The sequence below is a fragment of the Streptomyces katrae genome (assembly GCF_000966975.1).
In the GTDB taxonomy this organism is placed as follows: Bacteria; Actinomycetota; Actinomycetes; order Streptomycetales; family Streptomycetaceae; genus Streptomyces; species Streptomyces katrae.
This window is the reverse complement of the sequence record NZ_JZWV01000110.1, coordinates 1-26,304: the sequence shown is the minus strand read 5'-3', so window position 1 is coordinate 26,304 and position 26,304 is coordinate 1. Positions and strand designations below refer to the sequence as shown.

Here is a 26,304-nt window from a genome sequence, read left to right as displayed (position 1 = left end):
CCCCCCCCCCAGGGGGCGGGCCCGCCTCCCGTCAGCTCCGGCTCGCCGCCGCGTCTGCGGCCTGGGCCTTCAGGGCGCGCTCGATGCCCGAGCGGGACTCCGACACCAGGCGCCGCAGGGCGGCGTTCGGCTCGGCCGAGGCCAGCCAGGCGTCGGTCGCGTCCAGGGTCTCCTGGCTCACCTGGAGGGACGGGTACAGGCCCACCGCGATCTGCTGCGCGATCTCGTGGCTGCGGCTCTCCCAGATGCCCTTGACCACCGCGAAGTACTTCCCCGCGTACGGTGCGAGCAGCTCCCGCTGGTCGGACTGGACGAAGCCGCCGATCACGGCCTCCTGCACCGCGTTCGGCAGGTCGGCGGACTCCACCACGGCGGCCCAGGCGGCGGCCTTGGCCTCCGCCGTCGGGCGCGCGGCGCGCGCCGTCTCCGCGTGGCGCTCGCCCGCCGCCGTCGCGTCCCGCTCCAGCTCCGCCGCGATCTCCGCCTCGTCGGCACGCCCCGTCGCGGCCAGCCGCTCCAGGAACGCCCACCGCAGCTCGGCGTCCACGACCAGGCCCTCGACCGTCTCCGCGCCGGACAGCAGCGCACCCAGCAGGTCGAGCTGCTCCCCGGTCCGCGCCGTCGCCGCGAAGGCACGGGCCCACGCCAGCTGGTGGTCGCTGCCCGGCTCGGCGCCGCGCAGGTGCTCCAGCGTGGCCTCCGTCCAGGCCGCCAGGCCCTGCTCCCGCCACGCCGGGTCGGCGTACAGGTCGATGGCCAGCTTCACCTGGCGGTGCAGCGACTGCACCACGCCGATGTCCGACTCCTTGCCGATGCCGGACAGCACCAGCGCCAGGTAGTCGCGCGTGGCCAGCTCGCCGTCACGCGTCATGTCCCACGCCGACGCCCAGCACAGCGCCCGCGGCAGCGACTCGGTGAAGTCGCCCAGGTGCGCGGTGACGTTGGCCAGCGAGACCTCGTCCAGGCGGACCTTCGCGTACGACAGGTCGTCGTCGTTGAGCAGGACCACGGCCGGCCGGGCACGCCCCACCAGCTCCGGCACCGCCGTCAGCTCGCCGTCGATGTCCAGCTCGATCCGGTCCGTACGGACGAGCTTGCCGCCCTCCAGGTCGTACAGGCCCACCGCGATCCGGTGCGGCCGCAGCACCGGCTCGCCCTTGGCGCCCGCCGGGAGCGCCGGGGCCTCCTGCCGCACGCCGAACGAGGTGACGACACCCTCCCCGTCCGTCTCGATCTCCGGCCGCAGCACGTTGATGCCGGCCGTCTCCAGCCACGCCTTCGACCAGGCGGTCAGGTCGCGGCCGGAGGTCTCCTCCAGGGCGCCCAGCAGGTCCGACAGACGCGTGTTCCCGAAGGCGTGCGCCTTGAAGTACGCCTGCACGCCCTTGAAGAAGGCGTCCATGCCCACGTACGCGACGAGCTGCTTGAGCACCGAGGCGCCCTTGGCGTACGTGATGCCGTCGAAGTTGACCAGGACGTCGTCCAGGTCACGGATGTCGGCCATGATCGGGTGCGTGGACGGCAGCTGGTCCTGCCGGTACGCCCAGGTCTTCATCGAGTTCGCGAACGTGGTCCACGCGTGCGGCCACTTCGAGCCCTCGGCGTAGGCCTGGCAGGCAATCGAGGTGTACGTGGCGAACGACTCGTTCAGCCACAGGTCGTTCCACCACTCCATGGTGACCAGGTCGCCGAACCACATGTGCGCGAGCTCGTGCAGGATGGTCTCGGCGCGCACCTCGTACGACGCGTCCGTCACCTTCGAGCGGAAGACGTACTGGTCGCGGATGGTGACCGCACCCGCGTTCTCCATCGCGCCCGCGTTGAACTCCGGCACGAAGAGCTGGTCGTACTTCGCGAAGGGGTAGTCGTAGGCGAACTTCTCCTGGAACCAGTCGAAGCCCTGCCGCGTGACGTCGAAGATCGCGTCGGCGTCGAGGAACTCGGCAAGCGACGGCCGGCAGTAGATGCCGAGCGGGACGACCTGGCCGTCCTTGCCCTCGTACGTGCTGTGCACCGCGTGGTACGGGCCCACGATCAGCGCGGTGATGTACGAGGAGATCCGCGGGGTCGGCTCGAAGGCCCACACCCGGTCCTTGGGCTCGGGCGTCGGGGAGTTCGAGATCACGGTCCAGCCCTCGGGAGCCGTCACCGTGAACTGGAACGTCGCCTTCAGGTCGGGCTGCTCGAAGCTGGCGAAGACCCGCCGCGCGTCCGGCACCTCGAACTGGGTGTACAGGTACGCCTGCTGGTCGACCGGGTCGACGAAGCGGTGCAGGCCCTCGCCGGTGTTGGTGTAGGCGCAGTCCGCGACGACGCGGAGCTCGTTGGCCCCGCCCGCCAGGTGGTCCAGGGCGATGCGCGAGTCGTGGAAGACGGCGGCCACGTCCAGGGCCTTGCCGTTCAGCACGACCTCGTGCACGGTCGGCGCGACCAGGTCGATGAAGGTCCCGGCCCCCGCCTCGGCCGACTGGAAGCGCACGGTGGTCGCGGACCGGAAGGTGCCGCCCTCCTGCGCGCCGCTGAGATCGAGCTCGATCTCGTACGAGTCGACGGTGAGCAGCTTCGCCCGCTGCTGAGCCTCTTCACGGGTGAGATTCGTGCCAGGCACGCGTTCATCTCCTTTGATGGTGACGTTGCCCGGCCATCCTTCCATGCAGGGCCCGCCACGGGGCAGGAGTAATCCAGAGGCGAACACGACGTGCCCTACCCGAATGCAAAGGGGGCGGTGCCGTCACCGGCACCGCCCCTTCCGCATCAGCGTCGGCGTTCGCGCACGCGGGCGTCAGCCGCGCAGCTCATCGGCCACGAGCTCCGCGATCTGCACCGCGTTCAGCGCCGCACCCTTGCGGAGGTTGTCGTTGGAGAGGAACAGCGCGAGGCCGTTGTCGACCGTCTCGTCCACCCGGATGCGGCCCACGTACGAGGCGTCCTTGCCGGCGGCCTGGAGGGGGGTCGGGATCTCGGACAGCTCGACGCCCGGGGCGTCCTTCAGCAGCTCGTACGCGCGCTCCACGCTGATCGGGCGCTCGAAGCGGGCGTTCACCTGGAGGGAGTGGCCCGAGAAGACGGGGACGCGCACGCAGGTGCCGGAGACCTTGAGGCCGGGGATCTCCAGGATCTTGCGGGACTCGTTGCGGAGCTTCTGCTCCTCGTCGGTCTCGAAGGAGCCGTCGTCGACCAGGTTGCCCGCGAGCGGGACCACGTTGTACGCGATGGGGCGCTTGTAGACGGCCGGCTCGGGGAACTCCACCGCGTCGCCGTCGAAGGTCAGCTGGTCAGCGGCCTCGGAGACCGCGCAGGCCTGGCCCTTGAGCTCGGCCACGCCGGCCAGGCCAGAGCCGGAGACGGCCTGGTAGGTGGTGGCGATCAGCGCGGTCAGGCCGGCCTCGTCGTGGAGGGGGCGCAGCACGGGCATCGCGGCCATGGTGGTGCAGTTCGGGTTCGCGATGATGCCCTTGGGGCGGTTCTTGATCGCGTGCGGGTTGACCTCGGAGACCACGAGGGGGACCTCGGGGTGACCGCGCCAGGCGGAGGAGTTGTCGATCACGACGGCGCCCTGGGAGGCGACCTTCTCGGCGAGGGCCTTGGAGGTCGCGCCGCCCGCGGAGAAGAGCACGATGTCGAGGCCGGAGTAGTCGGCCGTGGCGGCGTCCTCGATGGTGATCTCCTGGCCCTGCCACTCCAGGGTCGAGCCGGCGGAACGGGCCGAGGCGAAGAGCCGCAGCTCGTCGACCGGGAACTTCCGCTCGGCGAGGATGCTGCGCATGACTCCGCCGACCTGTCCGGTGGCTCCGACGATTCCGACCCTCACGGTGACTCCTTCTGGTACGTACGACGCGGGCGCGTGAGGCCATCATGCGTTCGACCCCACGAGGCTTGTCCAATCCATTGTCCGAGGTGCGGACAGTGTCCGGCCCGTGAACCCCGGTGACGAGTCCGTGACGGCCGTGTTTCACCTCGCCCGAAAGTCCGTTTTGCCTGGTCGGAGCCGGTTAGCTTCCGTTCAGCCGTGATCGTTATCCGGACGCGGCGCACCAGAGACCGAAACACCGGAAACCCCGGGGGGAACACCACCATGCGGACCATCCGCCACCGCCGCCGGTCCATACCGGCCCTCGCCGCCCTCGCGGCCGCGGCCGTCGCCGCGCCCGTCCTGCTGACCGCCACCCCGGCGGCCGCCCACCCCCGCGAGGGGCGGCTCGCGAAGGAGCTGGTCGAGGAGGTCACCGCGCGCGGGGCCTACCGCCACCTGGCGAAGTTCCAGCAGATCGCCGACGCCAACGGCGGCAACCGGGCCGCGGGCTCGCCCGGCCACGCCGCCTCCGCCGCCTACGTCCACGACACCCTGAAGAAGGCCGGCTACGACGTCTCGTACCAGGACTTCGACATCTACGAGGCGCACACGAAGACGGAGAAGACCACCGTCCTCGGCGATCAGCCGCGCGAGCTGGCCACCGCCGCCTTCACCTTCACCAAGTCCACCCCGGCCGGCGGGCTGACCGCCCCGCTGGCCCTGGCGCGGGTCGACGAGACCCCGGGCTGCACCGCCGACGACTACCCGGCCGGCGCCTTCACGGGGAAGATCGCCCTGGTCAAGCGGGGTGCCTGCACCTTCGTGGAGAAGCAGCGGGCCGCCGCGGCGGCCGGCGCGCTCGGCGTGATCGTCTACAACCACAGCGGCACCACCCCGGTCCGCGGCGGGTTCTCCTCCCCCTCCGACGGGATCATCCCCAGCGCGGGCATCACCCTGGCCGACGGCGAGGCGCTGGCCGCGGCCGCCGCGAAGGGCGAGGTGAAGGTGCGCCTGGACCTGGACCAGGAGCACGTGAAGAAGACCACCCGCAACGTGATCGCCGAGACGAAGGGCGGCCGCGCCGACCAGGTCGTGACGGTCGGCTCGCACCTGGACTCGGTCCCCGAGGGCCCCGGCATCAACGACAACGGCTCCGGCTCGGCCGGTCTCCTGGAGGTCGCCCTCAAGCTCGCCGACGAGGGCGCCAACAAGAAGGGCAAGGGCCCCGCCAACAAGGTGCGCTTCGCCTGGTGGTCGGCGGAGGAACTGGGCCTGCTGGGCTCGGAGCACTACGTGGCGCAGCTGTCCGAGAAGCAGAAGAAGGACATCGCCCTCTACCTGAACTTCGACATGATCGCCTCGCCGAACCCGGTCCAGTTCGTCTACGACGGCGACGACTCCGACAAGACGGGCGCGGGCGCCGGCCCGGCCGGCTCGGCGCAGATCGAGTCGCTGATCAACGGCTTCCTGGACCGGAAGGGCAAGCCGCACGAGGGCAGTGACTTCGACGGCCGCTCCGACTACGGCCCGTTCATCGAGAACGGCATCCCGGCGGGCGGCACCTTCACCGGCGCCGAGGGCATCAAGACCCCCGAGCAGGCCAAGCGCTACGGCGGCACCGCCGGCGCCCCGTACGACCCGAACTACCACGGGGCGGGGGACACCCTGAAGAACCTGGACCTCAAGGCGTTCGACACCAACCTCGACGTGATCGCGTACGCGGTGGGCACCTACGCCGAGTCGCTGGGCTCGCTCGGCAAGTAGCGGCCGGGCCCGAGGGGGGAACGCCCGAGGGGGCGGTGCTCGTACGAGCACCGCCCCCTCGGTGTTGCCGGGTCAGACCCTTACGGGGTGACCTTGTCGATCTGCACGCTGCCGGTGCCGGCGGCGGTGCCGCGGCCGTTGAGCAGCTGGACCTGGCCGAAGAACTGACGGCCCTCGGGGGCCGCGCTGCTGACCAGGACGTTCGCCGAGACCTGCGCGGAGGCGCCGGTGGCGAGGTTGACCGCGGCGGCCTCGTCGACCTGGACGGTGCCCAGGGCGGACGAGAAGTAGACGTCGCGGTAGTCGTACGTGGTGGAGCCGGACGGGACCGCGTAACCGATCACCTTGACGGTGTAGGTGCCGGCGGCCGGCTTGTCGAGGCTCACGGACTCGTCGGAGTCGCCGTCCGCGGAGGAGGCGACCTTCACGCCGTCCTTGTAGACCTCGAGGTCGAGGTCGGCGGCGGCGTCGGAGGTGTGGTTGATCGCCACGTCCAGACGGGAGACGCCCTCACCGACGGTGACCTCGGTGGTCTTGGTCTCGCCGGCGGCGATGGTCGGCTTGTCGACCTTCGCGGAGCCGAGCGGGCCGCCCTGGAGCTTGCCGCCGGAGATAGCCGCGCCGGTGTTGTTCACGGTCCACTGGACCGGGGCCGGGGCGCCCTGCTTGACCTCGGGGAGGACCTTGACCGCCGGGTCGAAGCCGGCGCCGAGGACGGAGACGTCCAGCTTGAACGGGTTGTCCAGCAGCGGCGACGTACGGCGCGACTCGACCTCGATCTCCCAGACACCCGGCTGCGGGTTGTCGTAGGAGCGCAGGTCGGGGCGGCACTTGTTGGCCGGGTTGTTGTAGTTCGGGTAGCACTGGGTGGTGGCGCTGTCCTCGACGCCCGTGCCGTACGGGTGGATCGAGATGAAGCGCGTCTGGCTGTCCGCGGCGAGACCGCCGAGCGCGACCTCGAGGGTCTTGGCGCCCTGCGGGACCGTCACGAAGTACGACTTGTGGCTGTTGCGCTGCACGGAGGAGGTGTCCGAGAGCGCGAACGACGGCTGCGCCAGCGGGGTGGAGGCGACGACCGTGGCCAGGATCTGCTTGTCGATGCCCTCGGTGGTCGGGTCGTCGAGCTGCAGGATGCCGCTGTGGACGCCGGCCGACTTGACGTTGGCCTCGACCTTGATGGTGACGGGCTTGTTCAGCGGCAGCGTGACGTAGTCGTAGCCGCCACCGCCGACGACCTTGAAGGTGCCGTCGTTGTTGCGCCAGCTCAGGTTGTGGCGGGTGCCGTACTTCGGGCCGGTGGTGCGGGTGACGACGACGTCGTAGACCTTCTTCTGGCCGACCTTCAGGCCGCCCTCGCGGTCGTAGAGGCCGGTGCCGAAGCCCGGGGTCTTCAGGAACTGGTCGAGCGCGGTGTCGACGGGGGCCTTGACCGTGAACTCGTTGGCCTTGGCGCCGCGCTGGATGGACTCCCACGCCTTGTTGATGTCGATCAGGCCCGAGCCCTGGGCGTGCGCCGGGACGTCGTCGATCTTCTTGGCGGTGCTGGTCAGCGCCACGCGCAGGTTGGCCGGGGGCAGGGCGATCTTCGCCTGCTTGGCGGCCGAGATCAGCAGGGCGCTGGCGCCCGCCGCCTGCGGCGAGGACATCGAGGTGCCCTGGAGCATCGAGTAGCCGGCCGGCAGGGAGTAGCCCGCCTCCTTGACCGGGCTGCCGGGCAGCCAGGTCTGGGTGGTGTTGATGGCCGCGCCGGGGGCGGTGATGGTCGGCGTGAACCCGCCGTCCTCACGCGGACCGCGCGAGGAGAAGGGGAACATGTTGTACTTCTTGGTCACGCCGGAGCCGTAGTTGGCGGCCCAGGTCTCCTTGGAGACCGCGGCGCCGACCGAGATGACCTTGTCGGCGAGGCCGGGGTCGCCGATGGTGTTGACGCCGGGGCCCTCGTTGCCCGCCGAGATGACGAGCTGGACGCCGTAGGTGTCGATGAGGTTCTTGTACAGCTCGGAACGGGCGTTGTTGCCGTCGTTCAGCGCCGGGAGACCACCGATCGACATGTTGACGATGTCGACGCCGCGGTTGACGACGAGGTCGATCATGCCCTCGGTCAGCGCGATGTTGGTGCAGCCGCCGGACCAGGAGCAGGCGCGCGAGGAGACGATCTTCGCGCCGGGCGCCTCGCCGTTCATCTTGCCGCCGAAGAGGCTGTTCGCGGCGGTGATGCCGGCGACGTGCGTGCCGTGCTCGGACTCGATGATGCCGATGTTGACGAAGTCGGCCTTCTTGCCGACCCAGTCCCCGCCGAACGGGTCCATCGGGACGTCCTTGCGGATCTGGATCACGAAGGGGATCCGCTCGGCGACGTCGGTCGCCGGGTTGTCCGTGCCGAAGTAGCCGATCTGGTAGCCGTCCTTGTACGGCTTCATCGGCTCGTTGTTGGTGAAGTCGCCGTCCTGGTCGGTGTCCACGCGGACGGTGCCGGCCACCGGGTCGTACAGCATGCCGAACTTGTCGGTGGTGTCGCCGTCCCGGTTGACGTCGCCCTTCATGTCACCGTTGGCGGTGATCGACTCGCTGAAGCGGCTCCACTGGAAGGTGCCCTCGGGGGCCTTCCAGCTCTGGCCGCCCGCGGTGAAGGTGCCGCCGGCGGAGGTGACCGGGGTGACCTGGGGGCGCCAGGTGGCGTCGTTGTCCAGGATCGGGTCGGTCGCGGTGACCCAGTCGACGATCTTGCGCTCGCCGGTGGTGGTCTTCTGCAGCGCCGGGTGGGCGATGTCGACGCCGGAGTCCAGGATGCCGATGGTGACGCCGCGGCCGTCGGCCTGCGGGTTCTTCGCGACGAAGTCCACCGCACCGGTCTCGAAGGACGGGTTGTACGGGTTCTTCGCCGGGGTGTTCTTGTCCGGACCGGGGTAGGTCTCGGAAGCGGTCTTCTGACCCGAACCGTCCTTGCCCGAGTCCGGGCGCGGGTCCGGCAGCTGGATCTCCTGCTTGAGGTCCATGCCGTGCACCGACTCCAGCTTGGCGGCCGCCTTCAGCGCCGCCTCCGCCTTGTCGGTCGGCAGGGTGGCGCGGACGTAGCCGAGCTTGTCGTACGTCTGGCCCACCGAAGCGCCCTGGACGGCGTGCAGCTGGTCGGAGACCTGCTTGGTCTGGCCCGGCGCGGTCGCGACCATGACGGTGACGGTCGCGTCACCCTTGGCCTTGGCCTCCTGGAGCAGTTCGGCGTCCGCCGAACCGAGCTTCTGGTCGGCCGACTTGGCCGGCGCCGGGGCCGACGGGTTGGTGTCGCCGGTCGCCGCGAAGACGGGTACGGCGCCGGTGGCGCAGAGCGCGGCCACCAGGCCCGCGGCCGCCGCGACGCGCGCCGCGCGGCGGGCGCCGGGTATGGCCCCGGTGGAGCTGGGGGATTCGAGGGTCATCAGCATCCCTGGCTAGAGATCGATACGGTCCGGATTTCGGTGCCGGATGACCGGTCAGCTTTGCGCAAGTGACAGCTGTTTGGGGAGGGTTGTCATTGACCGAGACCTGACATGGCGGGAACCCGCCGGGGCGGAGTTTCCGCCATCAGGGACAGGCCGGGGCAAGCCAGGGCGACTCGCGGTGGTCAGCGAGTGGATTTATCGACTTACAGGCCTTGTAACGGGGGTGTGTCGGGATCGGTTCTCGCCCCGGGTGTGACAGATTCCGACCGTTCAGCGCTCGCGCGTGCGCGCGTAGTGGCGCGAGGCCTTGGCGCGGTTGCCGCACACGGCCATCGAGCACCAGCGCCGGGTGCCGTTGCGCGAGGTGTCGTGGAAGTGCAGCACGCACGTGTCCGAGGCGCACTTGCGGATCCGGTCGGGCGCCGAGCCCAGCAGGTCCAGGTAGTCGCGGGCCGCCATCCAGGCCGGCCCCCAGGAGGGGTCGTCGAACTCCGCCCGCTCGCCCGGGCCTTCGGCGGTGAGGGTGGCCCGGATGCGGCCGTGCTCCAGTACGGCGTCGACCAGCTCGCGGGCGGAGGCGTCCTCGGGGTCCGCGACGGCGCGGGCGAGGGCCTCGCGCGCGGTCAGCAGGTGGACCAGCGTCGACTTGTCGGCGCGGAAGCGGGCGGCCAGGCCCGTGCTCTCCAGCCAGAGGCGCAGCCCTTCGAGCCGGCTGAGGCCGAAGGCCCCGGCGAAGAGGTCGGTGGGTACGCCCTCCGGCGTCCAGCGCGTGTTCACCAGGTCGAGGGCGAGCGGCTCCCCGGTGAGGGGGCGGGGGTCCGTCGTCGGTACCGCCGTCATGTCCGCCTCCTCGCTCCGCTGTAACCCCTCAAGGGTACGTGACCGGTTGACGCCTGGATCTCTAACCCTTAAGCTCAATTTAGACGGTTAGAACCGCTCGGACTCCTCGGGGAAGGGAACCCTCATGACCACCACCACCGGCACGCTCCGCACCGGACACGTGGGCCTCAACGTCACCGACCTGGACCGCTCGCTCGCCTTCTACCGCGACGCGCTCGGCTTCGAGCTGCTCGGCGAGGGCAAGGAGGAGGGACGCCGCTTCGCCTTCCTGGGCCGGGACGGCGAGCTGGTCCTCACCCTCTGGCAGCAGGCCGAGGGCGGGTACGCCCCGCGGGCGGCCGGACTGCACCACCTCGCCTTCTCCGCCGGCGCCATCGAGGAGGTCCGGGCGTACGAGGAGCGGCTGCGCGGCCTGGGCGTCGACTTCGCCTACGAGGGCGTGGTCGCCCACCGCGAGGGCTCGGCCTCCGGCGGGATCTTCTTCCACGACCCGGACGGCACCCGCCTGGAGATCTCCGTGCCGACCGGCGCCGAGGGCGCTACCGCCCCCGTCGAATCCGCTCCCACCTGCGGATTCTTCTAAAGACTCGGAAAGTGAGGGCCGTCATGGACCGGTACCACCAGGGCTCGCTGGCCGTCCAGGAACGGGTCGGCGTCCGCGCGCTCGCCGAGCACGTCGGCCGCTCCATCGGCCCGGGCATCCGGGACGTGGCGGCCGCCTTCCTCGCCCTCCAGCCCCACCTCGTCGTCGGCGCCGCCGACGGCACGGGACGGCTGTGGGCCTCGCTGCTCACCGGGGCGCCCGGATTCGTACGGGCCACCGGGCCGGACCGGATCTCCGTCCGCGGCGGCCTGCCGGACGGGGACCCCCTCGCCGGGGCCCTGGCCGCCGACGGCACCCGGGTCGGCACCATCGCCCTCGACCCGCGCACCCGGCGCCGGATGCGGCTCAACGGCACCCTCTCCGTGACGGCCGGCGGCTTCGCGGTGGCGGCCGAGGAGGTCTTCTCCAACTGCCCGAAGTACCTGCAGAAGCGGCAGCCGCTGGAACTCGTCGCCGAGGGGCCCGGAACCGTACGGCGCTCCGTGGCGCTCGCCCCGGACCAGGAGCGGGCCGTCCGCGCCGCCGACACCTTCTTCATCGCCACCACGGCGGACACCGGAGGGGCCGACGCGAGCCACCGGGGCGGGATGCCCGGCTTCGTGGAGGTGCTCTCGCCCACCGAACTGCGCTGGCCGGACTATCCGGGGAACGCGATGTTCCTGACCCTCGGGAACCTGGCCCTCGACGAGCGGGCCGGGCTGCTCTTCCCCGACTGGGAGGGCGGCGGGCTGCTGCAGCTGAGCGGGCGGGCCCGGACCGAGTACGGCGCCGACGGGAGCCGTAGCGTCCGGTTCGGGGTGGAGGCGGTGGTGCAGAGCCTGCACCCGGGGCGGCTGCGCTGGAGCGCCCCGGAGTACTCCCCGGCCAACCCGGTCCTCCCGGTCCTCCCGGGTGACCCTCACCGGGGCAGTACGACCAGGTAGGCGGCGGGCTCGCGGTCGCAGGACGCCGTCAGGGCGGTCCGGACGACCGCGGCCTGCTGCTCGGGCCAGTCGCGCAGCTTGCGCGGGGTCAGGTAGAGGACGGTCACGCCGAGCCGCTCCAGGGTCTCCCGCTTGCGGACGGCCTCGGCGAAGTCCTCGTCCTCCCCCTGGCGCGGGGCCCGGGTGTCGATCTCGACGGCCACGGCCTGCTCGGGCCAGTACGCGTCCACTCCGCCCAGGTGCGGGCCGCCGGGCAGCCGCAGGTCCACGTTCCAGACCGGCTCGGGGAGCTCGTAGCCCCGCACGAGCTGGTACAGCCGGTCCTCGGCGATGGCCCGGCCCTCGGCCAGCAGGGATTCCACCGCGTCGATCACGTGCGGCCGGTTCAGCAGCCGCGCCACCGTCAGCTCCCGTACGACGGCGGCCGGTTCGCAGTGTCCGGCGCGGACGGCCTCGCTGAGGACGCGGCGCACCGCGTCGGCCTCGTCGAGCTGGGCCACGGCGTCGGCGACCGCCCGCGCCACGGGCGCCACGGGCAGCCCGGTCACCTCCAGCGGCCGGGGCGGGGTGTGGGCGCGCACGATGCGCACGTCGCCGGTGGAGCGCAGCCGGCGGGTGTTCGGGACGAGGACGTCGATGTGGGGGAGGCCGGGCAGGGTGGGGGTGGAGGAGAACCGGTAGAGCGCGAGGGCGGCCAGTCCGGTGATCATGGCCTCGCCGTTGCCGCGCCTGCCCGCGTACAGGAGGGCGGCGTGCAGGCGCTCCTCGCTCGTCGCGGGGCCGGCGTGCAGCAGGAACACCCCGGGCAGCACCTGCTGCCACGGCCGGCCGGCGGCCTCGGCGGCACTGACGCCGTGCTCGCGCAGCTGAGCGAGGGTCAGGACGCGGGGGCGGCTGGCGGTGAGGTGGGCGAGGGGGAGGGGTGCGTTCTGGTTCATGACGCGGTGATTCCCTCAGGCCATGGCCTTGCTAACGCCTGTTACACGTTCGTCAACAAATCCGGACAAGCTGGGGCTAAAGTACGGACGTTCGACTGCCGATGGCCCATCGCCGCCACGCGAACCGCCCCGCCCGGCGGCTGCCGGACGGGGCGGAACGGGACCAGGGGGGTCAGGCGTCGCGGGACTGGGCTCGGAGGGCCCGGGCCAGGTCGTCGCGGGACTCCAGGACCAGGCGGCGCAGCGCCGGGGCCGCGTCCGGACGGGAGGTCAGCCAGGCGTCCGTCGCGTCGAGAGTGGCCTGGGAGTCCTGGAGCATCGGGTACAGCCCCTTCACCACGTCGATCCCGATCTGGATCGACCGCTCCGCCCAGATCCGCTCGATCACCTCGAAGTAGCGCCCGGCGTACGGGGCCAGCAGCTCCCGCTGCGAGGACTGCTGCATCCCGCTGATGGTCGCCTCGACCAGCGCGTTCGACAGCGCGTCCGACTCGACCACCACCGCCCAGGCCTGGTCCTTGACCGCCGCCGACGGCCGCGCGGCCAGGCAGCGCACCTGGTGCCGCTTGCCCGACGCGGTGTCGTCGCGGACCAGCTCGGCCGCCAGTACGGCCTCGTCGACCACGCCGTGCGCGGCGAGCGGCAGCAGGAAGTCCCAGCGCAGCTCCTGGTCCACCTCCAGCCCGTCGATCCGCGCCGAACCCTCCAGCAGCCCCAGCAGCAGCTGGAAGTCACCCTCGCTGGCCGCGCTCGCCGCGAAGAACCGGGCCCAGGTCAGCTGGTGCTCGGAGCCCGGCTCGGCCAGCCGCAGCTCGTGCAGGGCGCCCGCGGCGAGCTCCCGGCCGCCCTGCTCGCGCCAGTCCGGCGCCGCGTAGTGGGTGACCGCGCTCAGCGCCTGCGCGTGCAGCTGCTGCAGCACGCCGACGTCGCTCTCGCGGCCCGCGTGCGCCAGTACCAGCGACAGGAAGTCCCGGGCCGGCATCAGCGCGTCCCGCGTCAGGTTCCACAGCGCCGACCAGCACAGGGCGCGGGCCAGCGGGTCGGTGAGGTCGCCCAGGTGGCCGCGGAGGGTGGCCAGCGAGGCCTCGTCGAAGCGGATCTTGCAGTAGGTGAGGTCCTCGTCGTTGACCAGGACCAGGTCGGGCCGCTCCAGCCCGGCCAGTTCCCCGACCACCGTGCGCACGCCCGCCACATCGGCCTCGGCGCGCGCGTAGCGCACCAGCGAACCGTCGGCCTCCAGCCGGTACAGGCCCACCGCCACCCGGTGGGGGCGCAGCTCGTCGCCCTCCTGGACCACGGCCAGCTCGGTCAGCCGGCCGGCCGCGTCCGTGGTGACCACGGGGGTCAGCGCGTTGACGCCCGCCGTCTGCAGCCAGGCCCGCGACCACTCGGCCATGTCCCGCCCGGAGACCTCCCCGAGCACCGACAGCAGGTCGTCCAGGGTGGTGTTCCCGTACGCGTGCGCCTTGAAGTAGCGCCGCGCGCCGTCCAGGAACGCGTCCCGGCCCACGTACGCGACGAGCTGCTTGAGGACGGCCGCGCCCTTGGCGTAGGTGATCCCGTCGAAGTTCAGCTTGGCGTCCTCCAGGTCACGGATGTCGGCCGTGATCGGGTGGGTGGACGGCAGCTGGTCGGCCCGGTAGGCCCAGGCCTTGCGGTTGTTGGCGAAGGTGACCCAGGCCTGGTCGAAGCGGGTGGCCTCGACCAGCCCGAAGGAGCCCATGAAGTCCGCGAAGGACTCCTTCAGCCACAGGTCGTCCCACCACTTCATGGTGACCAGGTCGCCGAACCACATGTGCGCCATCTCGTGCAGGATGACGTTCGCGCGCCGCTCGTAGGAGGCCTGCGTCACCTTCCCGCGGAAGATGTACTCCTCGCGGAAGGTCACCATGCCCGGGTTCTCCATGGCGCCCAGGTTGTACTCGGGCACGAAGGCCTGGTCGTACTTCCCGAAGGGGTACGGGTAGTCGAAGATCTCGTGGAAGAGGTCGAAGCCCTGCTTGGTGACGAGGAAGACGTCGTCCGCGTCGAAGTGCTTCGCCAGCCCCTTGCGGCACATCGCGCCCAGCGGGATCGTCAGGTCCCCGCGCGTGTAGGTGTCCGTGACGTAGTGGTACGGGCCCGCCACCACGCAGGTGATGTACGTGGAGATCGGCGCGGTCTCGGCGAAGCGCCACACCCCGCCCTCACGGGACTCCTCCGCGCCGTTGCTCCACACCGTCCAGCCCTCGGGGGCGGACACCTCGAAGCGGTAGGGGGCCTTCAGGTCGGGCTGTTCGAAGTTCGCGTACACCCGCCGGGCGTCCGCCGGCTCGTACTGGGTGTAGAGGTAGACCTCGCCGTCCTCCGGGTCGACGAAGCGGTGCATGCCCTCGCCGGTCCGGCTGTAGGCGCAGTTCGCGTCGACGACCAGGACGTTCTCCGCGGCCAGGCCGTCCAGGGCGATCCGCGCCCCGTCGAAGACGACGGCCGGGTCCAGGGCGCGGCCGTTGAGGGTGACCGAGTTCACCGAGGGGGCGATCAGGTCGGCGAACGAGGAGGCGCCCGGAGCCGCGGCCCGGAAGCGCACGGTCGTCACCGAGCGGAACGTCCGGGGCCCTTCGGCCGGTTCGGCCTCGTCCACCGCGGACCTCAGGTCGAGGACGACCTCGTACCCGTCGACGGACAGCAGCTCGGCCCGCACGCGGGCTTCGTCGCGGGACAGATTCTCACCGGGCACGTGGCACTCCTTCGTGCGTGATCGCTTCTTCGGTCGAATCCTCCCACGGGGGGAATGCGTGCGGTCCCGGCCTGGTTGGGCGGAAGGAACACGCTCAGAGACGCCCGATGTGACCCGAGGAGAGACATGACCGACACCCAGGTGCGCGAGAAGACCCCGGTCGACTTCTGGTTCGACCCGCTCTGCCCCTGGGCCTGGATGACCTCCCGGTGGATGCTCGAGGTCGAGAAGGTCCGTGACGTCGAGGTCCGCTGGCACGTGATGAGCCTGGCCGTGCTGAACGAGAACAAGCTCGACGAGCTCCCCGAGCGCTACCGCGAGCTCCTCGGCCCCAAGGGCTGGGCCCCGGTGCGCGTGGTGATCGCCGCCCAGCAGAAGTTCGGCGAGGAGGTCACCGGCAAGCTGTACACCGCCCTCGGCACGAAGATCCACAACGAGGACCGCGGTGCGACCCGCGAGGTCATCGCCGACGCCCTGGCGGAGGTCGGCCTGCCGGCCGAGCTGCTCGCCTACGCCGACTCCGACGAGTACGACGAGGTGCTGCGCGACTCCCACAACGACGGCATCGAGCGCGTCGGCCAGGAGGTCGGCACCCCGGTGATCTCCGTGCCCGGCGCCGACGGCGAGGAAGTGGCCTTCTTCGGCCCCGTCGTGACCCCGGCCCCGCGCGGCGAGGCCGCCGCCCGCCTGTGGGACGGCACCCTGCTGGTCGCCTCCACCCCCGGCTTCTACGAGATCAAGCGCACCCGCACCCAGGGCCCGATCTTCGAGTAGTCCGCGCCCCCGCACACAGAAGACCCCCGTGAGTCACGTCCTCACGGGGGTCTTCCGCTCTGCACACCCGCACGCGAAGGCTGAGAAGACGATCACGAGGCGGGTGGTCTGCGGGGTGCCGGTCAGCCCTTGACGGGGATCAGCAGCGGGGTGTTCGCCTTGGCGTCGGCGTAGCGGCGGGCCACGTCCTGCCAGTTGACGACGTTCCACATCGCCTCGATGAAGTCCACCTTCTGGTTCTTGTACTGCAGGTAGAAGGCGTGCTCCCAGGCGTCGAAGACCAGGATCGGCGTGCTGGCCACGCCCACGTTGCCCTGGTGGTCGTAGACCTGCTCGACGACGAGCCGGCCGCTCACGGGCTCGTACGCCAGCACGCCCCAGCCGGAGCCCTGCGTCGCGGAGGACGCGAAGGTCAGCTGCTTCTTGAACTTCTCGAAGGAGCCGAAGGACTCGGTGATCGCGTCGGCGAGGTCGCCCACCCCGTCGGCCGCGGTCGGCTCGCCGCCGCCCTCGCCGGTCTTGGGGCTGGCCATGTTGTGCCAGTAGATGCTGTGCAGGATGTGGCCGGAGAGGTGGAACGCGAGGTTCTTCTCCAGCCCGTTGAGCGCGCCCCAGTTCTCCTTCTCCCGGGCCTCCGCCAGCTGCTCCAGCGTGGTGTTGGCGCCCGTGACGTAGGCCGCGTGGTGCTTGTCGTGGTGCAGCTCGATGATCTGCGGGTTGATCACCGGCTCGAGCGCCGCGTAGTCGTAAGGAAGCTCAGGAAGCGTGTAGATGGCCATGCGTGTATCCGGTCCCCTCAGCGTGCCAATCGCTTATTGCAATTAATGCGCAACTGCACGCTAGCAGTATCTGTTCCCACTCGCGCGTAAGGGTCGTCCGGGTACGAAGAGAGGCGGACCCCGTACCGCACACGGGATCCGCCTCGAAGGGGGCCGGGGGCCGCCGGGCCGTCAGTTCCGGTTCGCCGCCCGGCGCTGCATCACGTAGCCGGTCGCCGCCAGGGCCACCGCCAGCCCGCCGGTGAACAGCACCTGCGACCGGGTGTCCTCGCCCACCGCCATCAGCACCAGCACCGCGGCGACCCCGGCCAGTGCCACCCACGTCAGGTAAGGGAAGCCCCACATCCGCACCGTCAGCTTCCCGGGCGCCTCCCGCTCCAGCCGCCGGCGCAGCACGAACTGCGAGACCGCGATGAAGCCCCAGACGATGAGGATGACCCCGCCGACCATGTTCAGCAGCCAGGCGAACAGGGTGTCCGGGTACCAGTACGACAGCAGGACGGTCACGAACCCGAAGCCCGAGGAGGCCAGCACCGCCCGGCGCGGCACCCCGCCCGAGACCTTGCCCAGCGCCTTGGGGCCCTGGCCCCGGGAGACCAGCGAGTGGGCCATGCGCGAGGAGCCGTAGATGTTGGCGTTCATCGCCGACAGCAGCGCGGCCAGGATGACGACGTTCATGATCTGGCCGGCCGCCGGGATGCCCAGGTGGTCCAGGGTGGCGGCGTACGGGCCGTGCCCGGTGACCGAGGGGTCGTTCCAGGGCAGCAGGGTCACGATCACCAGCATCGAGCCGACGTAGACGATCGCGATCCGCCACATGGTGGTCCGCACCGCCTTGGCCACGCCCCGCACCGGGTCGTCGGACTCGGCGGCCGCGATGGTCACCGTCTCCAGCCCGCCGTACGCGACCACCGAGGCCAGCACGCCGACCAGCAGCCCGTCGACCCCGTTGGGCAGGAACCCGCCGTCGTGCACCAGGTTCGCGGCGCCGGGGGAGGAGGTCCCGGGCAGCAGGCCCAGGACGGCGAGCACGCCCAGGCCCAGGAAGAGCCCGATGGCGCCGATCTTCAGGGCGGCGAACCAGAACTCGAACTCGCCGAAGTTGCGCACCGCGCCCAGGTTGCTGCCGCAGAACAGCGCCATGAACACCAGCACCCACAGCCACGACGGGGTGCCCGGGAACCAGCCCGTCATGATGTGCGCCGCCCCGATGGCCTCGATGGCCACGCCCACGCACAGCAGGGTCCAGAACATCCAGCCCGCCGTGAACCCGGCCCAGGGGCCGATCGCCCGTTCGGCGTGCACGGAGAAGGAGCCCGACGCCGGATCGGCCGCCGACATCTCGCCGAGCATCCGCATCACGAACATCACCAGCAGACCGGACACCGCGTACGCGAGCACGATCGAGGGCCCCGCGGCCGCGATGCCGGCCCCCGAGCCGACGAAGAGGCCGGCGCCGATGACCCCGCCGAGGGCGATCATCGAGAGGTGGCGCTGCTTGAGGCCGTTGCCGAGAGGGGATCCGGGCGCGGAAGGCCGCAGTTCGGGAGGCGTGATGGTGCTCTGACTCATGGGCCCAGTCTGCCGACCGTCCGTTTATCGGACGTTGTGTGTTCAGTATCCGGACACTCGGCTCACGCGCCGTGACCGGATCCGCGCACAGAACGCAGGCGGCCCGGGACGGAAGTCCCGGGCCGCTCGGCATCCGCACGTCACTGACGGGGCCTCAGCCCCGGCGCGCCCGCACCTCCCGGTACGCGGCCACCAGCAGCACCACGGCCGCCGCACCCGAGGACCACAGCAGCTGCGGCCGCGCCGAGTCGTCGAACAGCATCAGCACCAGCACCGCGGCCATCCCCAGCAGCGCCGCCCACGTCAGGTACGGGAACGCCCACATCGGCAGCGTCAGCCGCTCCGGCATCTCCCGCTCCAGCCGGGGCCGCAGCCGCAGCTGCGAGACCGCGATCAGCGCCCACACGAACAGCAGCACCGCGCCGACCGCGTTGAGCATGTAGAGGAACACCGTGTCCGGCCACAGCAGGTTCAGCACCACCGACGCGAACCCGAACACCACCGACGCCAGCACCGCCCGCCGCGGCACCCCGCCGCCCGAGACCTTCAGCAGCGCCTTCGGCGCCTCGCCCCGCTCGGCCAGCGAGAAGACCATGCGCGAGGAGCCGTACAGGTTGGCGTTCAGCGCCGACAGCAGCGCCACGAACACCACGATGTTCATGATCTGACCGGCCGCCGGGATCCCGATCGAGTCGAGCACGGCCACGTACGGGCTCTCGCCGGGCTTGAGCGAGTCCCAAGGCAGCAGGGCCACGATCACCAGCATCGAGCCGACGTAGAAGAAGAGGATGCGCCACACGGCGCTGCGCACCGCACGGGACACCGACCGGGCCGGGTCGTCCGACTCGGCGGCAGCGATGGTGACGACCTCCAGGCCGCCGAAGGCGAAGACGACCGCGAGCATGCCCGCGACCACCCCGCCCATCCCCTTGGGGAAGAACCCGCCCTGCCCGGTCAGGTTGGCCAGGCCCACCGGATCCGTGTCGGGCAGCAGCCCGAAGACGGCCAGGGTGCCCAGGACCAGGAACAGCACGATCGCGCCGACCTTCAGCGCGGCGAACCAGAACTCGAACTCGCCGAAGTTCCGCACGGCCGCCAGGTTGCTGAGGGTGAAGACCACCATGAACAGCAGCACCCACACCCACTGGTCGACCGACGGCAGCCAGCCGTGGGCGATCTTCGCGGCGCCGGTCGCCTCCACGGCGAGCACCACGACCAGCAGGAACCAGTACAGCCAGCCCGCGGAGAAGCCGGCCCAGCGGCCCAGGGCCTTCTCCGCGTAGACCGAGAAGGAGCCGGAGGCGGGCATCGCCGCCGACATCTCGCCGAGGGCCCGCATCACCAGCATCGCGAGCGCGCCCGCGAGCAGGTACGAGCAGATGATCGCGGGGCCGGCGATGCCGATGCCGGCGCCGGAGCCGACGAAGAGCCCGGCGCCGATCACGCCGCCGAGGCCCAGCATGGTCAGGTGGCGCTGTTTGAGGCTGTGGCTCAGGGGTTCGGGAGGGAGGTCGGTCTGCTGTTCGCGCATGAGTGGATCTGTACTCTCGATCGGCCCGGCGGCTCTGGGGGCTGCGCAAGGGATTGGAGGGAACCCACAGTCTTGCTGGAGGGCACCCGTGGGAGCAAAAAGGATGTCTCGTGGGATGTTCCCCGTGATGGGGATCACTTCAAGTCGGTTGTAAGGGGTGGGCTTTGTGTGGTCCCCACCAAACCGGACAGTATGCCTTTGTCCCGGCCGGCGGTAGGGCGGCCCGGCGGCGCGCACTAGCGTCACGGTGTCCCGTCGATCACCACCCCGCGGAGCCCCCTCATGAGCACTGCTTCCGTTTCCGTCCGGCCCGGCGCCGTCCTCGCCGACCTGCTGCCCGCGAGCCGCGTCCGCGACATCGCGCTCGTCGTCGGCGGAGCCGCGCTCACCGGTCTGGCCGCCCAGATCTCCGTACCCGTGCCCGGCTCGCCCGTCCCGGTCACCGGCCAGACCTTCGCCGCCCTGCTCGTGGGCACCGCCTTCGGGGCCCGCCGCGGTTTCCTCGCGCTCGGCCTGTACGCCGCCCTGGGCGCGGCCGGCCTGCCCTGGTTCGCCGCCGGCACCTCCGGCGCCGGAGGTGCCTCCTTCGGCTACGTCCTGGGCATGCTGCTGGCCGCCACCGTCGTCGGCGCCCTCGCGCGGCGCGGCGCCGACCGCTCGGTGCTGCGTACGGCGGGCACGATGGTGCTGGGCTCGGCCGTGATCTACGCCGTGGGCGTGCCGTACCTGATGGCCGCCACCGGGATGTCCCTCACCGCTGCCCTCGCGGCGGGCCTGACCCCGTTCCTGATCGGCGACGCCCTCAAGGCGGCGCTGGCCATGGGCGCCCTGCCGGCCGCCTGGAAGCTGGCCGGCCGCCGCGGCTGACCCCGTACGGCCTTCCTGCCGGCGCCTGCGCAGCAGCCCCGGACCGCGAGCGGCGGTTCGGGGCTGCTGTCGTCTGCGGGGGTCAGGTCAGACCGCGTCGGCCACGGTGTCGGCCACGGCCTCGGCCGCGAGCTCGCCCTTGCGGCGGGCGTTGCGCAGGACACCGATCGCGATCACGACGGCCGCGACGAGCAGCGAGTACAGCACCGTCTCGCGGTTGTCCTTGTCGTAGACCATGTAGCCGAGGACGAAGGTGATCATCGCGGCGGTGGCCCACGTCAGGTACGGGAAGAGCCACATCTTGACGGTGACCTTCTCCGGCGCCTCGCGCATCAGGATCCCGCGCATCCGCAGCTGCGTCAGGCAGATGACCAGCCACACGAAGAGCGCGATGGCACCCGAGGAGTTCAGCAGGAAGTTGAACACCGTGTCCGGCGAGGTGTAGTTGAAGTAGACGGCGATGAAGCCGAAGACCACCGAGCCGAGGATGGCGACCGTGGGCACGCCGTTCTTGCTCGTCTTGGCGAAGGCCTTGGGCGCGTCACCGCGCTCACCCAGCGAGAACGCCATGCGGGAAGCGGTGTAGAGGCCCGAGTTCAGGCAGGAGAGCACGGCCGTCAGGACGATCACGTTCATGATCTGGCCGGCGTGCGCGATGCCGATCGAGTCCAGTGCGGCGACGTACGAGCCCTTGTCGACGATCGACTTGTCGTTCCACGGCAGCAGGGTGAGGACGATGAAGATCGAGCCCAGGTAGAAGACGCCGATGCGCCAGATCACCGAGTTGGTGGCCTTGGTGACCGCGCGCCGCGGGTCCTCGGACTCGCCGGCCGCCAGGGTGACGATCTCGCTGCCCATGAAGGAGAAGACGACCATCAGCACACCGGTGAGGACCGAGCCCCAGCCGTTCGGCATGAACCCGCCGGCGTCGGTGAGGTGGGCGAAGCCCGCGCCCGGGTTGTCCGAGCCCGGCAGCACGCCGAAGACGGCGAGCATGCCGACGACCACGAAGGCGCCGATGGCGACGACCTTGATGCCGGCGAACCAGAACTCGAACTCGCCGTAGGAGGCGACGGAGCCGAGGTTGGTGGCCGTCAGGACGACCATCACGATCAGGGCCCAGGCCCACTGCGGGACGGCCGGGACCCAGCCTTCGAGGATCTTCGCGCCGGCGGTCGCCTCGACGGCGAGCACGACGACCCAGAAGAACCAGTACAGCCAGCCGATGGAGAATCCGGCCCAGCGGCCGAGCGCCCGGTCGGCGTACGCGGAGAAGGAGCCCGAGTTCGGGCTGGCGGCGGCCATCTCGCCGAGCATCCGCATCACGAAGACGACCATCGCGCCCACGAGCAGGTACGAGATCAGGATGGCGGGGCCGGCCTTGGCGATACCGCCGCCGGAGCCGACGAACAGGCCGGCGCCGATGACACCGCCGATGGCGATCATGGAGAGGTGGCGGTTCTTGAGACCGGCCTTGAGACCGTCGGAGGGCTGTGCGGAACCGGGTTCGCCGGTGGGGCCGCCTGCCGTCTGAAGGGTCGTCGTCGTGCTCATGGACGAATCCTTAGGTTCTCGGGTGGAGAGTTCCGGCATTCAAACCCGATTTCCGGCCAGGACGGAAGACCTTCCTCCGATGGTTACCCAAGGCCCCCAACCCGTGATCAAGGTCCCAACCCCTCCTGTCTGCGTTCTTTGGGTTTACTTGAGGTTTAGAAGTGATTTATGCGACACCCCTCCGCCCTCCCTTGAGGTCACGCATGCCACACTCGACCCATGCGCGTGTATCTCGGATCCGACCATGCCGGTTTTGAGCTCAAGAACCACCTCGTGGACTGGCTCAAGAACAACGGCCACGAGCCCGTCGACTGCGGGCCCCACATCTACGACGCGGTGGACGACTACCCGCCGTTCTGCCTGCGTGCCGCGGAGAAGACCGCCGCGGACGCCGACAGCCTCGGCATCGTGATCGGCGGCTCCGGCAACGGCGAGCAGATCGCCGCCAACAAGGTCAAGGGCGTCCGCGCCATCCTCGCCTGGAGCGTGGAGACCGCGAAGCTCGGCCGCGAGCACAACAACGCCAACGTCATCTCCGTCGGCGGCCGCATGCACACCCAGGACGAGGCCACCAGCTTCATCGAGGCCTTCCTCGCGACCCCGTACTCCGACGAGGAGCGGCACACCCGCCGCATCGACATGCTCTCGGCCTACGAGCAGACCGGCGAGCTCCCCCCGATCCCGGCCCACCACCCGCAGGACCAGTAAGCCCGCCACACCGTGCCGCCGGACGCGGGCCGTCCGGCGGCACACCCGTTTTCGCACGTGATCACGAGGAGCAAGGCACCGTGCCCGAGGGCCATACGATCCACCGCCTCGCCCAGGACCACACCGAGCGCTTCGCCGCCCGCCCGGTCCGGGTCAGCAGCCCCCAGGGACGCTTCGCCGAGAGCGCGGCCCTCCTCGACGGGCGCGAGCTGGAGAGCGCCGAGGCCCACGGCAAGCACCTCTTCCTGGAACTCGGCGACGCCTGGATCCACATCCACCTCGGCCTCTTCGGCAAGCTCGGCTTCGGCCCCGCCCCGGCCCCGCCGGCCACCGACACGGTCCGCCTGCGCCTGCTGAACGACGACCACTACGCGGACCTGCGCGGCCCCACGGCCTGCGCCCTGGTCACCGGGGCCGAGAAGAAGGCGATACACGACCGCCTGGGCCCGGACCCCCTGCGCCCGGCCGACGACCCCGCCCGCGCCTGGTCCCGCATCTCCCGCAGCCGCACCACCATCGCCGCCCTGCTGATGGACCAGAAGGTCATCGCCGGGGTCGGCAACGTCTACCGCGCCGAGGTCCTCTTCCGGCACGGCATCGACCCCTACCGCCAGGGCAGGGACCTCACCCGGACCGAATGGGACGCGATGTGGGCGGACCTGGCGGAGCTGATGCGGGAGGGCGTCCGCAGGAACCGCATCGACACCGTCCGCGACGAACACCTCCCGGAGGCCATGGGCCGCCCGCCGCGCGTCGACGACCACGGCGGCGAGGTGTACGTCTACCGCCGCGCGACGCTCCCGTGCCACATCTGCGGCTCCGAGATCCGCACGGCGGACCTCGCCGCCCGCAACCTCTTCTGGTGCCCCACCTGCCAGACCCGCTAGCGCCCTGCCCGGCCCCCCCGCTAGAAGTTGTGAGGGAGCCAGGGGGCCACGTCCCCCGCGAAGGCCCGCGAAGCCTCGCGCAGGGCGCCCGGACGCAGCTCCCGCACCCGGCCGGCCCCCGCGAGCGAGGCCAGGGTGACCCCGCCCAGGTACGCCGACCCCAGCTCCCGCACGGACAGCTCCAGCTCCGCCGCGTCCTGCGTACGCACGCACCGCACCCCGGAACCATCCGCCCCGGCCGTCAGCCGCCACCGCCCCGCGTTCCACGGACAGAACGCGTCCTCCACCTCCAGCACCACGTCCACCGCGGCCCCGTACCCCCGCGCCTCCAGCGCCCCCGGCAGGTCCACCACCCGCAGGTGCAGCGCGTCCCGCTGCCGCGCCCGGATCCGCCGGACGTCGTTCACCAGGTGCAGCAGCGGATCGTCCACCGGCCGCCGGTACGCCCGTACGTGCCAGGTCAGGTCGATCTCGAACAGGTACCGCCACAGCGCCGCGTACGCCGCCGGATCCACCGCGTCCACCTCGCCGACCAGCACCTTGCCGTCCGACCCCGACGGCTCCCAGTCCGGCCGCACCCGGTACCGCGCGTACCCGACGACCACGCCGTCCGCGTCCTCCGCCACCACGCACTTCAGCGGCGAGGCCCCCTCCCGGTGCGACTCCGGGTCGAGCAGCCCCTGCCGCTCCCACCCCGGCTGCCGGGCCGGCATCCCCGGCCGGCCCGCGACCAGCGCCGCGTACACCCGCTCGCAGTCGTCCAGCGCCTTCAGCGGGTCCACCAGCCGCAGCCGGACCGCGTCCGCCCCCGGCGGCACGTCCAGCCGTACGCGGGTGGTGTCGATGTCCACCACCAGGTCGTACGAGGCCGTGCCGTAGCCGAACCGCCCGTAGATCTCCGGCTCGGAGGCCGTCAGCACGGCCACCGGCTCCCCGGCCGCCCGGACGTCGTCCAGCTGGCGGCGCATCATCGAGGTCAGCACGCCCCGCCTGCGGTGGGTCGGCGCCACACCGACCATCGTCACGCCGGCCGCCGGGACCACCGCCCCGCCCGGCACCGACAGCCGGAAGCTGAACGCCCCGGCGGAACCCACGCAGGTCCCGCCGTCCCAGACGCCCAGCGAACGGTCGAGCTCCGTCAGGGACCGGTAGAGCGTCCGCTCCTCCGGGGACTCCGGCACACCACCGAACGCCAGTTCCAGATGGTCGTACCAGACATCCCACTCATCAGCCTGCAATACGCGCGTATCAAGAGCCATAGGGTCATCCCTACCAGGGCAATACGGCCCGGTCTAACCGTTTTCGAGCCGTCGAAGGCCCTCGGTACGGGGGTACCGCTGCGCGCACGCAGCCATGATGGATAGGGTCCCGGTGCAATGGCCGGAGCACGCGTGGAGACGCTCAGGGCCCGGGCGCGCATGCTGTCGCACCGGGTCCGCACAGCCCTGCGCAAATCCGCCGTCGACTACTTCCGCGGCGACGCCAGCGACTGGCTGGCCTTCGCGGGCCTGCTGCTGACCGTCCCCGCCATCGCCTGCGGCACCCTGATGCTGCCCGTCTGGTTCTCGCCGTCGGCGCTCGTCCTGCCGATCGTGGCCGGCGGCCTGCTGCTGCGGCCCGCCAGCCTCCTCGGCCTCTACGCCGCCTCCGCGACCGCCCTGATCGTCGAGGCCCTCGTCCTCGGCCCGTACACCGAGGGGCCGGCCCGGGTCACCCCCGGCACCGTCCTCGTCGTCGCCGCCTGCGGCTTCTTCGGCCTGATCATCGCCCAGTTCCGCAGCCGCGTCGGAGTGCCCTGGCGGCGCGGCGGAACCATGCTCTTCGACCTCCGCGAACGCATCCGGGTGCAGAGCAAGCTGCCCGCCCTGCCGCCGGGCTGGCACCGCGAGATGGCCCTGCGGCCGGCCGGCGGCCAGTCCTTCTCCGGGGACTTCGTCGTCGCCGCCCGCACCAACGGGGGGCGCACCCTGGAGGTCGTCCTCACCGACGTCTCCGGCAAGGGCATGGAGGCCGGCTCCCGGGCCCTCCTCCTCTCCGGCGCCTTCGGCGGGCTCCTCGGCGCCCTCCCGCCCCAGGACTTCCTCCCCGCCGCCAACGGCTACCTGCTCCGCCAGGACTGGGACGAGGGCTTCGCCACCTCCATCCACCTCGTCCTGGACCTGGAGACCGGCGACTACGAACTCCTCTCCGCCGGCCACCTCCCCGCCCTCCAGCTCTCCGCGGGCACCGGCCGCTGGCAGGAGCGGTCCGGCGAGGGCCCGCTCCTCGGCGTCTACGACGGCGCGGAGTTCGAGCCGGCGCGGGGCAACCTGCGGCCCGGCGACGTCCTGATGCTCTTCACCGACGGCCTGGTCGAGACCGCTGACCGCGAGATCAGCGAGGGCATCGACCGGCTGACGGGCGAGGCCGACCGGTACGTCGCCGCCGGCTGGGAGGGCGCGGCGTGGCACCTGATCGAAAAGGTCGCGAAGGACGTCAACGACGACCGAGCCCTCCTCCTGATCCGCCGCGCCGCCTTCTAGACGCGCCGCGCCCTTCCTCGACGCGCCGCTCGCGCGGCTCGGCCGTGGCCGGCCTCCCCGGCTTCGCGGCGCCGCGGCGGACTCCGTCCGCCGATGGCGGGGCGGGCCGG

19 protein-coding genes are annotated in these 26,304 nt (G+C 71.3%); 8 read left to right on the top strand and 11 right to left on the bottom strand.

The genetic code is table 11. The features are described 5' to 3' along the window. Nucleotides 1-31 precede the first annotated feature (31 nt). Nucleotides 32-2,608: an aminopeptidase N gene (gene pepN, locus VR44_RS06020; protein WP_045946320.1), complete on the bottom strand. Its 2,577-nt coding sequence runs from the start codon at nucleotides 2,606-2,608 to the stop codon at nucleotides 32-34. A gap of 174 nt (nucleotides 2,609-2,782) precedes the next feature. Further along, nucleotides 2,783-3,811 carry an aspartate-semialdehyde dehydrogenase gene (locus tag VR44_RS06015; RefSeq protein WP_045946319.1) on the bottom strand — a complete coding sequence of 343 codons (1,029 nt, stop codon included), beginning with the start codon at nucleotides 3,809-3,811 and terminating at the stop codon, nucleotides 2,783-2,785. Between the two features lie 264 nt (nucleotides 3,812-4,075). Between VR44_RS06015 and VR44_RS06010 the strand changes: the two genes are divergently transcribed. Further along, entirely contained in the window at nucleotides 4,076-5,557 is a 1,482-nt protein-coding gene (locus tag VR44_RS06010; RefSeq protein WP_045946318.1) for a M28 family metallopeptidase, read from the top strand. Between the two features lie 80 nt (nucleotides 5,558-5,637). Here the strand turns inward: VR44_RS06010 and VR44_RS06005 are convergent, their stop codons facing one another. Both VR44_RS06005 and VR44_RS06000 read right to left on the bottom strand, forming a co-directional pair. Beyond that, the gene (locus VR44_RS06005; RefSeq protein ID WP_045946321.1) at nucleotides 5,638-8,973 is read right to left on the bottom strand and encodes a S8 family serine peptidase; all 3,336 of its coding nucleotides are present in this window, start codon (nucleotides 8,971-8,973) and stop codon (nucleotides 5,638-5,640) included. A gap of 273 nt (nucleotides 8,974-9,246) precedes the next feature. Then, entirely contained in the window at nucleotides 9,247-9,816 is a 570-nt protein-coding gene (locus tag VR44_RS06000) for a CGNR zinc finger domain-containing protein (protein ID WP_045946317.1), read from the bottom strand. Nucleotides 9,817-9,940: 124 nt separating this feature from the next. Between VR44_RS06000 and VR44_RS05995 the strand changes: the two genes are divergently transcribed. After that, on the top strand, nucleotides 9,941-10,399 hold the full coding sequence (locus VR44_RS05995) for a VOC family protein (RefSeq protein WP_045946316.1): 459 nt from the start codon (nucleotides 9,941-9,943) through the stop codon (nucleotides 10,397-10,399). 23 nt (nucleotides 10,400-10,422) lie between these two features. Then, on the top strand, nucleotides 10,423-11,343 hold the full coding sequence (locus VR44_RS05990; protein WP_045946315.1) for a PNPOx family protein: 921 nt from the start codon (nucleotides 10,423-10,425) through the stop codon (nucleotides 11,341-11,343). On the opposite strand, the gene VR44_RS05985 is transcribed toward VR44_RS05990, so the two are convergent. Continuing rightward, on the bottom strand, nucleotides 11,319-12,281 hold the full coding sequence (locus tag VR44_RS05985; protein WP_045946314.1) for a hypothetical protein: 963 nt from the start codon (nucleotides 12,279-12,281) through the stop codon (nucleotides 11,319-11,321). The two genes, VR44_RS05990 and VR44_RS05985, sit on opposite strands and share 25 nt — an antisense overlap. 172 nt (nucleotides 12,282-12,453) lie before the next feature. After that, nucleotides 12,454-15,000: an aminopeptidase N gene (gene pepN, locus VR44_RS05980; RefSeq protein ID WP_045946313.1), complete on the bottom strand. Its 2,547-nt coding sequence runs from the start codon at nucleotides 14,998-15,000 to the stop codon at nucleotides 12,454-12,456. A 126-nt stretch (nucleotides 15,001-15,126) separates the two neighbouring features. On the opposite strand from pepN (VR44_RS05980), the gene VR44_RS05975 reads away from it, so the two are divergent. Next, complete coding sequence (locus VR44_RS05975) at nucleotides 15,127-15,774, top strand: mycothiol-dependent nitroreductase Rv2466c family protein (RefSeq protein WP_045946312.1); 648 nt, start codon at nucleotides 15,127-15,129, stop codon at nucleotides 15,772-15,774. 122 nt (nucleotides 15,775-15,896) lie between these two features. Here VR44_RS05975 and VR44_RS05970 read toward each other — a convergent pair whose 3' ends face one another. From VR44_RS05970 to VR44_RS05960, 3 genes are all read right to left on the bottom strand, one after another. Beyond that, nucleotides 15,897-16,553: a superoxide dismutase gene (locus VR44_RS05970; RefSeq protein ID WP_045946311.1), complete on the bottom strand. Its 657-nt coding sequence runs from the start codon at nucleotides 16,551-16,553 to the stop codon at nucleotides 15,897-15,899. A 171-nt stretch (nucleotides 16,554-16,724) separates the two neighbouring features. Continuing rightward, nucleotides 16,725-18,125 carry an amino acid permease gene (locus VR44_RS05965; RefSeq protein WP_045946310.1) on the bottom strand — a complete coding sequence of 467 codons (1,401 nt, stop codon included), beginning with the start codon at nucleotides 18,123-18,125 and terminating at the stop codon, nucleotides 16,725-16,727. A gap of 154 nt (nucleotides 18,126-18,279) precedes the next feature. After that, complete coding sequence (locus tag VR44_RS05960) at nucleotides 18,280-19,656, bottom strand: amino acid permease (protein ID WP_045946309.1); 1,377 nt, start codon at nucleotides 19,654-19,656, stop codon at nucleotides 18,280-18,282. 282 nt (nucleotides 19,657-19,938) lie between these two features. Here VR44_RS05960 and VR44_RS05955 point away from each other — a divergent pair, with 282 nt between their 5' ends. Further along, nucleotides 19,939-20,523, top strand: a complete 585-nt coding sequence (locus VR44_RS05955; protein ID WP_045946308.1) for a biotin transporter BioY — start codon at nucleotides 19,939-19,941, stop codon at nucleotides 20,521-20,523. An 87-nt stretch (nucleotides 20,524-20,610) separates the two neighbouring features. Here the strand turns inward: VR44_RS05955 and VR44_RS05950 are convergent, their stop codons facing one another. Beyond that, entirely contained in the window at nucleotides 20,611-22,077 is a 1,467-nt protein-coding gene (locus tag VR44_RS05950; protein WP_045946307.1) for an amino acid permease, read from the bottom strand. Nucleotides 22,078-22,296: 219 nt separating this feature from the next. On the opposite strand from VR44_RS05950, the gene VR44_RS05945 reads away from it, so the two are divergent. Next, nucleotides 22,297-22,785, top strand: coding sequence for a ribose-5-phosphate isomerase (locus VR44_RS05945; RefSeq protein ID WP_045946306.1), 489 nt, complete (start codon nucleotides 22,297-22,299; stop codon nucleotides 22,783-22,785). Between the two features lie 80 nt (nucleotides 22,786-22,865). Then, nucleotides 22,866-23,672 (top strand): Fpg/Nei family DNA glycosylase, encoded by an 807-nt coding sequence (locus VR44_RS05940; protein ID WP_045946305.1) that lies wholly within the window; start codon nucleotides 22,866-22,868, stop codon nucleotides 23,670-23,672. Between the two features lie 20 nt (nucleotides 23,673-23,692). On the opposite strand, the gene VR44_RS05935 is transcribed toward VR44_RS05940, so the two are convergent. Next, a complete protein-coding gene (locus VR44_RS05935) occupies nucleotides 23,693-24,931 on the bottom strand; it encodes a GNAT family N-acetyltransferase (RefSeq protein WP_045946304.1) in 1,239 nt (412 codons plus the stop codon). Between the two features lie 117 nt (nucleotides 24,932-25,048). Here VR44_RS05935 and VR44_RS05930 point away from each other — a divergent pair, with 117 nt between their 5' ends. Next, nucleotides 25,049-26,194, top strand: coding sequence for a PP2C family protein-serine/threonine phosphatase (locus tag VR44_RS05930; RefSeq protein WP_045946303.1), 1,146 nt, complete (start codon nucleotides 25,049-25,051; stop codon nucleotides 26,192-26,194). Nucleotides 26,195-26,304: the final 110 nt, after the last annotated feature.

Coding starts and splice junctions, on each gene's coding strand:
- VR44_RS06010 (WP_045946318.1), top strand. CDS start 4,076: ATGCGGACCATCCGCCACCGCCGCCGGTCCATACCGGCCCTCGCCGCC.
- VR44_RS06005 (WP_045946321.1), bottom strand. CDS start 8,973: ATGACCCTCGAATCCCCCAGCTCCACCGGGGCCATACCCGGCGCCCGC.
- VR44_RS06000 (WP_045946317.1), bottom strand. CDS start 9,816: ATGACGGCGGTACCGACGACGGACCCCCGCCCCCTCACCGGGGAGCCG.
- VR44_RS05995 (WP_045946316.1), top strand. CDS start 9,941: ATGACCACCACCACCGGCACGCTCCGCACCGGACACGTGGGCCTCAAC.
- VR44_RS05990 (WP_045946315.1), top strand. CDS start 10,423: ATGGACCGGTACCACCAGGGCTCGCTGGCCGTCCAGGAACGGGTCGGC.
- VR44_RS05985 (WP_045946314.1), bottom strand. CDS start 12,281: ATGAACCAGAACGCACCCCTCCCCCTCGCCCACCTCACCGCCAGCCGC.
- VR44_RS05975 (WP_045946312.1), top strand. CDS start 15,127: ATGACCGACACCCAGGTGCGCGAGAAGACCCCGGTCGACTTCTGGTTC.
- VR44_RS05970 (WP_045946311.1), bottom strand. CDS start 16,553: ATGGCCATCTACACGCTTCCTGAGCTTCCTTACGACTACGCGGCGCTC.
- VR44_RS05965 (WP_045946310.1), bottom strand. CDS start 18,125: ATGAGTCAGAGCACCATCACGCCTCCCGAACTGCGGCCTTCCGCGCCC.
- VR44_RS05960 (WP_045946309.1), bottom strand. CDS start 19,656: ATGCGCGAACAGCAGACCGACCTCCCTCCCGAACCCCTGAGCCACAGC.
- VR44_RS05955 (WP_045946308.1), top strand. CDS start 19,939: ATGAGCACTGCTTCCGTTTCCGTCCGGCCCGGCGCCGTCCTCGCCGAC.
- VR44_RS05950 (WP_045946307.1), bottom strand. CDS start 22,077: ATGAGCACGACGACGACCCTTCAGACGGCAGGCGGCCCCACCGGCGAA.
- VR44_RS05945 (WP_045946306.1), top strand. CDS start 22,297: ATGCGCGTGTATCTCGGATCCGACCATGCCGGTTTTGAGCTCAAGAAC.
- VR44_RS05935 (WP_045946304.1), bottom strand. CDS start 24,931: ATGGCTCTTGATACGCGCGTATTGCAGGCTGATGAGTGGGATGTCTGG.
- VR44_RS05930 (WP_045946303.1), top strand. CDS start 25,049: ATGGCCGGAGCACGCGTGGAGACGCTCAGGGCCCGGGCGCGCATGCTG.